Source organism: Actinomycetes bacterium (assembly GCA_035506535.1).
In the GTDB taxonomy this organism is placed as follows: domain Bacteria; phylum Actinomycetota; class Actinomycetes; order DATJPE01; family DATJPE01; genus DATJPE01.
This window is the reverse complement of record DATJPE010000070.1, coordinates 22854-30428: the sequence shown is the minus strand read 5'-3', so window position 1 is coordinate 30428 and position 7575 is coordinate 22854. Positions and strand designations below refer to the sequence as shown.

Here is a 7575-nt window from a genome sequence, read left to right as displayed (position 1 = left end):
CCACGTCTCGGAGCTCGGGCGCACCCTCGGCGAGGAGCTGCTCGAGCCCACCCGCATCTACGCCCGGGACTGCCTGGAGCTGGTGTCGGCGCCCGGCGTCGAGGTGCATGCCTTCAGCCATGTCACCGGAGGCGGGCTCGCCGCCAACCTCGCGCGGGTCGTGCCGGCGGACGTCCATGTCGTCCTCGACCGGTCCACCTGGTCGCCGCACCCGGTGTTCGGCCTCATCGGCCGGCTCGGGGCGGTGCCGCAGGCGGAGCTCGAGCGGACGTTCAACGTCGGGGTGGGCATGGTGGCGCTGGTCCCGCCCGTGTCGGTGGAGCGGGCGCTCGCGGTGCTCGGGGAGCGGGGCGTCGACGCGTGGGTGTGCGGGGAGGCCCGTCCGCGCGCCGGCGAGGCCGGCGACGCCGCGCCCAAGGGTGGAGCCGGCGGGTCGGTCAGCCTGGTGGGGGAGTACGCCGCGCCCGGATGAGCCTCGCGCTAGCGCCCGGCGGCGTATCGGTCGCCGCCCTCGCTGTCGTCCCCGGCGAGTTCGCCGTCGGTCAGGTCCTCGTCGGTCAGGTCTTCGTCGGCCAGGTCGGTGTCGGCGAAGTCGCCGTAGCGGGCCAGCAGCTCGGGGTCGACCTCGTTGTCCCGATCGCCGACGAGGTCCGCGCGCAGGCGGTCCAGGTCCATCGCGCCGGTGTTGTACTTCAGGTCACGGGCGACCTTGGTCTGCTTGGCCTTGGCTCGGCCGCGTCCCATGGCTCGACCCCCTCGGGCGAGGCGACCGCGCCCCGCGTGCGTCGTACGTGCGGTGGATGAGGCGCCCGCGCGGGAGCAGCCCCGGGCTCCAAGGATAACCGCTCGGCGGGGCTGCTGACAGGCCAGCGGCCCGAGACCGCCCTCCCGGACGAGCCAAGCCCGGCGCGGGTCCGGCTGGCCCGTTCGGGCTGGGCGTCCTGGCCCGGCTGGACCATTCAGGACCAAACCGGACAGACGGGACGATGGGCACCGCAGCGGGGCAGACTCGTGGGTCCCTGCCGTGGGGGCGGCAGCCACGCCGAGAGCGGGAGACGGATGGACGCGCACAGCCCCGACGACGAGCAGTTGCTCACGCCGGCCGAGGTGGCCGTGCTCTTCCGCGTGGACCCGAAAACGGTCTCGCGGTGGGCCAGGGCGGGGAAGCTGACCGCGATCCGCACCCTCGGTGGGCACCGCCGGTTCCGCGCCGCCGAGGTCAATGCGCTTCGCACCGGGATGGCCGAAGGCCCCGACGTCGCCCGGTTGTCCTCGTGACGGCGCTGTCGTGACCGCCGAGCACCCGAGGAAGGCGTCGTCGTGACCGGACGGCCCTCGCCGCGCGAGGCGGGCTTTCGGATGCCGGCCGAGTGGGAGCCGCACGCCGGCTGCTACCTGGTCTGGCCGGAACGCCCCGACAACTGGCGCCTGGGGGCCAAGCCGGCACAGTCCGCGTGGGTCCACGTCGTCGAGGCGGTCGCGAGCGGCGACCCGGTGACGGTGCTGACGTCCTATGGCCAGTGGGTGAACGCTCGCGGCAGGCTGCCCCGCGAGGTGCGCGTCATCGAGACGTCCACCAACGACGCCTGGGTCCGCGACACCGGCCCGAGCTTCCTCGTCGACGGCCGTGGCGGGGTGGCCGCCGTCGACTGGGCGTTCAACGCCTGGGGCGGGCTCGGCACCGGCCTGTACTTCCCCTGGGACGCCGATGACATCGCCGGCTCCAAGATCGCCGAGATCGAGCGGGTGCCGTACTGGACCTGCGACCTGGTGCTCGAGGGGGGCTCGATCGACGTCGACGGGCAGGGCAGCCTGCTCACCACCGAGGAGTGCCTGCTCAACCCCAACCGCAACCCGGACCGCTCCCGCGAGGAGATAGAGGCGGTCCTCGGCGAGCACCTCGCGGTCGACCGGGTGATCTGGTTGCCCCGCGGCGTCGTCGACGACGAGACCGACGGCCATGTCGACAACTTCGCCCGGTTCGTCGCCCCCGGTGTCGTGGTCCTCACCTGGACCGATGACACCGCCGACCCGCAGTACGAGCGCAGCGCGGAGGCGCTGGCCGTGCTCGAGGCCTCGACCGACGCCATGGGCCGGCCCCTCGAGGTGATCAAGCTGCACCAGCCGGGCCCCCTGTTCGCGACCGCGGAGGAGGCGGCGGGGCTCGACCTCGTGGTCGGGTCGCGGCCCCGGCTCGAGGGAGACCGGCTGGCGGGCTCCTACGTCAACTGCTACCTGGGCAACGGCGTCGTGGTGCTGCCCGTCTTCGACGACCCGCACGACGAGGCGGCCATCGACACCTACGCGAAGCTGTTCCCGGACCGCACGGTCCGCCCGGTGCCCGGCCGCGAGATCCTCCTGGGTGGGGGCAACGTGCACTGCATCACCCAGCAGGTACCCGCCCCGTAGCCGGGCCGCCGATGCCGAAGGCGCGGAGCAGCCGGCCCAGTTCCTCCTCGGACGTCCGGGCCAGCCGCCCGCCGGTGAACTGAGGCAGGGCGGTGACCTCCGAGACGCTGCCGGGTGGCGCGGGTACCTGGGCGAGCTCACCCGCCGTGGCCGCTTCCGCCTGGACCAGCAGCCGGCCGGTCAATGGCCCCTCGAACAACTCCACCCCGTAGGGCGGGAACGCGGACCTCGTCCTGGCCAGCAGGTCGGCGGGGAGAACCTCCAACGAGCGGGCCTGCTCCTCGCTGAGGTAGATCGTCGTGAGGGTGCCCGGACCGCCGCCCTCGCCGGGTTGCTTCTGGGTGAGCTCGTACGTCGTCGCGTCGGGGCAACCCATCGTGCGCAGCCGAAGGCCGGCGTCCCCGCAGGTAGCGGTCCTCGATCCGGCAGGCCCGCAGCGGCTCGCCCGGGACGGACGCGGCGAGCAGCCAGCGCCGCTCGAGCTCGCGCGGGCGTACCGGCTGACGCCGGGGGGACTCACAGGAAGTACAGCCGGGACAGCGGGACCGTCTCGACCGGCGGGGTGCTCACCTCGGCCCCGTCGAGGGTGACCCGGGCCGCGTCGGCGCTCACCTCCACCCGGCCGAGGCGGTCGTTGCCGCGGTGCATCGAGGCCAGCCCGATGGTTCGCGTCCCCCGCACGGCCACCCGCCGACGTCGCGTCGCGAGCACGTCGGAGTCCGCCTCGGCTGCGGCGCTGTTGACGAAGACCACGCTGACGTCGGCCGGCGCCGCCCCGGAGCCGGCGAACTGGGGACCGAGCACGAGCGGCTCGCAGGTGTCGGTCGCCGCGTTGGGGTCGCCGACCACCCCCCACGCCGGCAACCCGGCCTTGAGCACGAGCGAGGGCTTGGCTCCGAAGTACTCGGGGCGCCACAGCACGATGTCGGCGAGCTTGCCGGGTTCCAGCGACCCGACCTCGTGCCCGATCCCGTGGGCGATCGCGGGGTTGATGGTCAGCTTCGCGAGATAGCGCAGCACCCGGGCGTTGTCGTCGTCGGGGCCGTCCCCCTCGAGCGGGCCGCGGGTCGACTTGAGGACCGAGGCCATCGCGAAGGTACGGCGGATCGTCTCGCCGGCCCGGCCCATCCCCTGGGCGTCGGAGGAGGTGATCGGGATGACCCCGAGGTCGTGCAGGACGTCCTCGGCGGCCATCGTCGACGCGCGGACCCGGTCGTGGGCGAGGCGGAGCTCGCCGGGCAGCTCGGGTCGCAGGCCGTGGACGGCGACGATCATCGACTCGTGCTCGGCGATCGCGTCCCGGGCGTAGGGCAGCGTGGGGTTGGTCGACGATCCGATGACGTTCCCGACGCCGGCGAGGGACAGCACGTCCGGGACGTGCCCACCGCCGCACCCCTCCACGTGGTAGGCGTGCACGACGCGGCCATCGAGGACCGCGAGGGTGTCGGCGACGGAGAGGTTCTCGTTCAGCCCGTCGGTGTGGACGGCGACCTGGACGTCGTAGTCGTCGGCGACCCGCAGCGCGGTGTCGAGCGAGCGCAGGTGCGCGCCGAGGTCCTCGTGCACCTTGAATGCGCAGACCCCGCCCTCCAGCGCCTGCTCCAGCGGCTCGCGACGCGAGGACGAGCCACGGCCGAGGAACCCGACGTTGACCGGCCAGGCGTCGAAGGCGGCGTACGCGCTCCGCAGTCCCCATGTCGTGTTCACCCCGACGCCCCAGAACGGGCCGAACTCCTGCCCGAGGATGCTCGTCACCCCCGAGGAGAGCGCCGCCTCGCAGATGCGCGGGGAGAGCAGGTGCACGTGGGTGTCGACCGCCCCCGGCGTGGCGATCAGCCCTTCGGCCGGGACGATCACGGTGCCGGTGCCGACCACCACGTCGACGTCGTCGGTGGTGTCGGGGTTGCCGGCCCGCCCCACCCCGACGATGCGGCCCTCGCGGATGCCGATGCTCGCGCTGCGGATCCCGAGGACCGGGTCGAGGACCACCGCGTTGGTGACGACGACGTCGCAGGAGTCCTCGGTGCGGACGGCGCGCAGCCCGATGCCGTCGCGGGCGGTCTTCGCGAATCCGGTGAGCAGCGTGAAGCCGTCGTCGTGGGCCGCGCCACCCACCCGCACGACGAGCCCGGTGTCGCCGAGGCGGATCCGGTCCCCGGGCCCGGGAACGGCCGTGGCCTCGACGTCGGGGACCGCCCTCACGGCGCCGCGCCCGGACCGTTGACGGGGTCGTGGTCGAGGAACCCGGTAGCCCGGGCTCGTTCGAGCGCCGCCTCGCGGGCGCCCGGGCCGTCGAGGGCGCCGTCGACCAGCCCCGAGAAGCCGACCACCACGCGCTCCCCCCCGAAGGGGACGAGGGAGACCTCGGTGGGGACCCCGGGGTCGAAGCGCCGCGTCGACCCCGCCGCGATGCGCAGGTGCCGGCCGTACGCCCGCGCCCGGTCGAAGGCCAGCCGCGGGTTGACCTCGAAGAAGTGGAAGTGGCTGCTCACCGAGATGGGGACGGTCGCGGAGTTGGTGACCGTGAGCACGACGGCGTCGGCCTCCCGCGCAACCGGCTCCGGCGCCGCCTCGCGCCCGCCGACGCCGAGCCCGTCGGCCGGTGCCGGCCCCACCGGGTCGGTCACCACGACCATCCGCGTGCCGTCCTCGAAGACGGCCTCGACCTTCACCTCGCGGACCACGTCCGCGACGCCGGGCAGGACGTCCCCAGGCCCGAGGACCCGCCGTCCGGCGTCGAGCGCCTCGGCGTGGCGAGCGCCGTCCCGGGCCGCCTCGCAGACCGCGTCGGCGACGAGCGCGATGGTCTCCGGCACGTTGAGCCGAAGGCCGCGAGCCCGGCGGGCGCGGGCCAGCTCGGCCGCGGTGAAGACCAGCAGCCGGTCCCGTTCGGCGGGGGTCAGCAGCATGCTCGCCATCCTGCCCCTCGGGCGGTCCAGGGGTGCGCCACTCCACGAAGCGTGAGACCTCGGGCACCGCGCGTGACACGGTTGACCTGATCGGCTGCTGCGCTCCGTCGTCCCGGCGAAAAGATCGTCCGTACGGCCGATCCAGGGCCCTCGGTCCGCCATGGATGCTGACGCGGACGCGTGCCGTGTCGGACGCGTCGCACGTCGTGAGCGGGGACCGAACAAGCCCGGCACCAGCCGGGGCAAGGGATGGGGGAGCACGAGATGCGGGGTTGGGTTCCGGGTGGCCGTGGCCGCCACAGGAGCGGGCGCGCGGGGGCCGCCGGGCGAAGCGCTCGTCTCGTCGCCGTGGTGGGGGTGCTCGCGGCGCTCGCTGCCGCGGTGCTCGTCGTCGGGCCCGCCGAGGCGGCGACGACGTACACGCTGCAGGTCAGCACGTCGGCCGACCGCAGCTCGCCGGTCGCCCTGAACGGCGCGAACGTGACGGGCAACATCTACGTCTTCACCGCACCGGCCACCGACATCAAGTCGGTCAGCTTCTACCTCGACGACCCGACCCGGGCCAACGCCGCGTTCCACACCGAGACGACGGCGCCTTACGACTTCAACGGCGGGCCGCCCGCGGCCGCCAACCCCTACGACACGAGCAAGCTGACGGCAGGGACGCACACGATCACCCAGGCCGTGACCACGACGGCCAATGCGGTCCAGGTCTACACCGCGACCTTCACCGTGGGCGGCTCGTCCTCGTCGCCGTCGAGCTCCGGCGCCTCGAGCTCCTCCGGTACGTCCTCGAGCGGGACCTCCTCGTCCTCCGGTACGTCCTCCAGCGGGAGCTCCTCGTCCTCCGGTACGTCCTCCAGCGGGAGCTCCTCGTCCTCGGGCACCTCGTCCTCCGGCTCGTCGAGCTCGGCGTTCACCCTCGACCTGAGCACGCACCCCGACCGGTCGGCAGCCGTGGCCCTGGCCGGCCAGACGGTGTCCGGCAAGATCTACGTCTTCACGACCCCCGCGACCGGGATCAAGAAGGTGGTCTACTACCTCGACGACCCCGGCCAGACCGGCTCGCCGATCCACACCGAGGGCACGGCGCCGTACGACTTCGCGGGCGGCACGCCCACCTCCGCCTACGCCTACGACACCACCGCGCTCGCCGACGGCGGCCACACGATCACCCAGGTCGTCACCCCGACCAGCGGCGCCGCGCAGACAAGCACCGCCGCGTTCCAGGTCAAGAACACCGTGGTCACCGTGCCGCCGGCCCTGGTCTCCGTGAACCCCGACGGCGTCCCGTCCAACGACTGGTTCGTCTTCAGCCGGATCGGGACCAACCTCAACGGCAGCGCCACGTACGCGCAGCACGACCAGGACACCGTGGTGCTGAGCAACACCGGCAGCTCCACGATCACCGTCACCGGCCTGACCCTCACCGGCACGTACGCCTTCAACCCGGCGGTCTCCCTCCCGCAGGACATCCCCGCGGGAGGCACGCTCAACGTCCCGATCCGGTTCGTCGCGATCGCAGCGCCCGCCGTGCAGATGGGCTCGTTGACCGTCAAGAGCACCGACCCCGCCCGCTCGTCGTTCTCGGTCACCCTCGGCGGCGCGTGGCAGCCCGCGGCTCAGGGCCCGAACGAGCCGACGCTGGCCAACTACATGCAGGTGTTCGGGTACAAGACCCAGGTCGTGTACTCGGGTCAGGCCTTCGGTGGCAACGGCACGGTCAAGACCACCGGGGACGAGGTCCTCTCGCCCTTCTGGGTCGCCGCGGACCCGAGCCAGCCGATCGTGGCCAGGGAGCTCGCCAACACCCACGGCCTGTTCCAGCCGGCGATGTACTGGTACCCGCGCAGCGACAGCACCGACCCCTGCCTGCCGTCGACGACGCTTCCGGGTTCCTGCACGATGATCATGAACCCCCCGGTCAGCGAGGCGCAGACGGTGCTGCCACGCATCCTGGCCTCGGACGGGGTGACCTACCTCCCCGGTCAGGCGTCCTTCTCGCCGGGGGTGTCCTTCGGGTTCAACTTCATGGGCCGCGAGTACAGCGACGACACGCGCAACTCCACCACTGGTGACGTGAAGCACGGGTGCACCAGCCCGTGCGGCCACCACATCCGCTTCTATCCGCTCAAGGACAACAGCGGGAAGGTCGTGCCCAACACCTGGCTGGTCTGCGTGGAGATGTTCGGCAGCAACTACGACTACCAGGACGTCGTGGTGCTGGTCAGCAACATGAAGCCGGACCTGCCCTAGC

8 protein-coding genes are annotated in these 7575 nt (G+C 72.9%); 4 read left to right on the top strand and 4 right to left on the bottom strand.

All coding sequences use genetic code 11. The features are described 5' to 3' along the window. Positions 1–472, top strand: a 472-nt coding sequence (locus VMI11_11165; GenBank protein ID HTY72968.1) for an AIR synthase-related protein, incomplete at its 5' end; no start/stop codon positions are given. A gap of 8 nt (positions 473–480) precedes the next feature. On the opposite strand, the gene VMI11_11160 is transcribed toward VMI11_11165, so the two are convergent. After that, positions 481–744, bottom strand: coding sequence for a DUF3073 family protein (locus tag VMI11_11160; protein ID HTY72967.1), 264 nt, complete (start codon positions 742–744; stop codon positions 481–483). Positions 745–1059: 315 nt separating this feature from the next. Here VMI11_11160 and VMI11_11155 point away from each other — a divergent pair, with 315 nt between their 5' ends. Both VMI11_11155 and aguA read left to right on the top strand, forming a co-directional pair. Then, positions 1060–1278 (top strand): BldC family transcriptional regulator, encoded by a 219-nt coding sequence (locus VMI11_11155; GenBank protein HTY72966.1) that lies wholly within the window; start codon positions 1060–1062, stop codon positions 1276–1278. Positions 1279–1359: 81 nt separating this feature from the next. Continuing rightward, positions 1360–2409 carry an agmatine deiminase gene (gene aguA / locus VMI11_11150; GenBank protein HTY72965.1) on the top strand — a complete coding sequence of 350 codons (1050 nt, stop codon included), beginning with the start codon at positions 1360–1362 and terminating at the stop codon, positions 2407–2409. Here aguA and VMI11_11145 read toward each other — a convergent pair. The 3 genes from VMI11_11145 to ureA all read right to left on the bottom strand — a co-directional run bounded on the left by VMI11_11145 (position 2384) and on the right by ureA (position 5318). Then, entirely contained in the window at positions 2384–2785 is a 402-nt protein-coding gene (locus VMI11_11145) for a hypothetical protein (protein HTY72964.1), read from the bottom strand. The genes aguA and VMI11_11145 overlap by 26 nt on opposite strands. A gap of 140 nt (positions 2786–2925) precedes the next feature. After that, positions 2926–4611, bottom strand: a complete 1686-nt coding sequence (locus tag VMI11_11140) for an urease subunit alpha (GenBank protein HTY72963.1) — start codon at positions 4609–4611, stop codon at positions 2926–2928. Then, positions 4608–5318 carry an urease subunit gamma gene (ureA, locus tag VMI11_11135; protein ID HTY72962.1) on the bottom strand — a complete coding sequence of 237 codons (711 nt, stop codon included), beginning with the start codon at positions 5316–5318 and terminating at the stop codon, positions 4608–4610. Before ureA ends, VMI11_11140 begins: the two co-directional genes overlap by 4 nt. A 348-nt stretch (positions 5319–5666) precedes the next feature. On the opposite strand from ureA, the gene VMI11_11130 reads away from it, so the two are divergent. Continuing rightward, on the top strand, positions 5667–7574 hold the full coding sequence (locus VMI11_11130) for a hypothetical protein (protein ID HTY72961.1): 1908 nt from the start codon (positions 5667–5669) through the stop codon (positions 7572–7574). The last annotated feature ends 1 nt before the right edge of the window (position 7575 follow it).

Excerpts from the sequence above, each read along its gene's own strand:
- VMI11_11160 (HTY72967.1), bottom strand. The coding sequence starts at position 744 with ATGGGACGCGGCCGAGCCAAGGCCAAGCAGACCAAGGTCGCCCGTGAC.
- VMI11_11155 (HTY72966.1), top strand. The coding sequence starts at position 1,060 with ATGGACGCGCACAGCCCCGACGACGAGCAGTTGCTCACGCCGGCCGAG.
- aguA (HTY72965.1), top strand. The coding sequence starts at position 1,360 with ATGCCGGCCGAGTGGGAGCCGCACGCCGGCTGCTACCTGGTCTGGCCG.
- VMI11_11145 (HTY72964.1), bottom strand. The coding sequence starts at position 2,785 with ATGGGTTGCCCCGACGCGACGACGTACGAGCTCACCCAGAAGCAACCC.
- ureA (HTY72962.1), bottom strand. The coding sequence starts at position 5,318 with ATGCTGCTGACCCCCGCCGAACGGGACCGGCTGCTGGTCTTCACCGCG.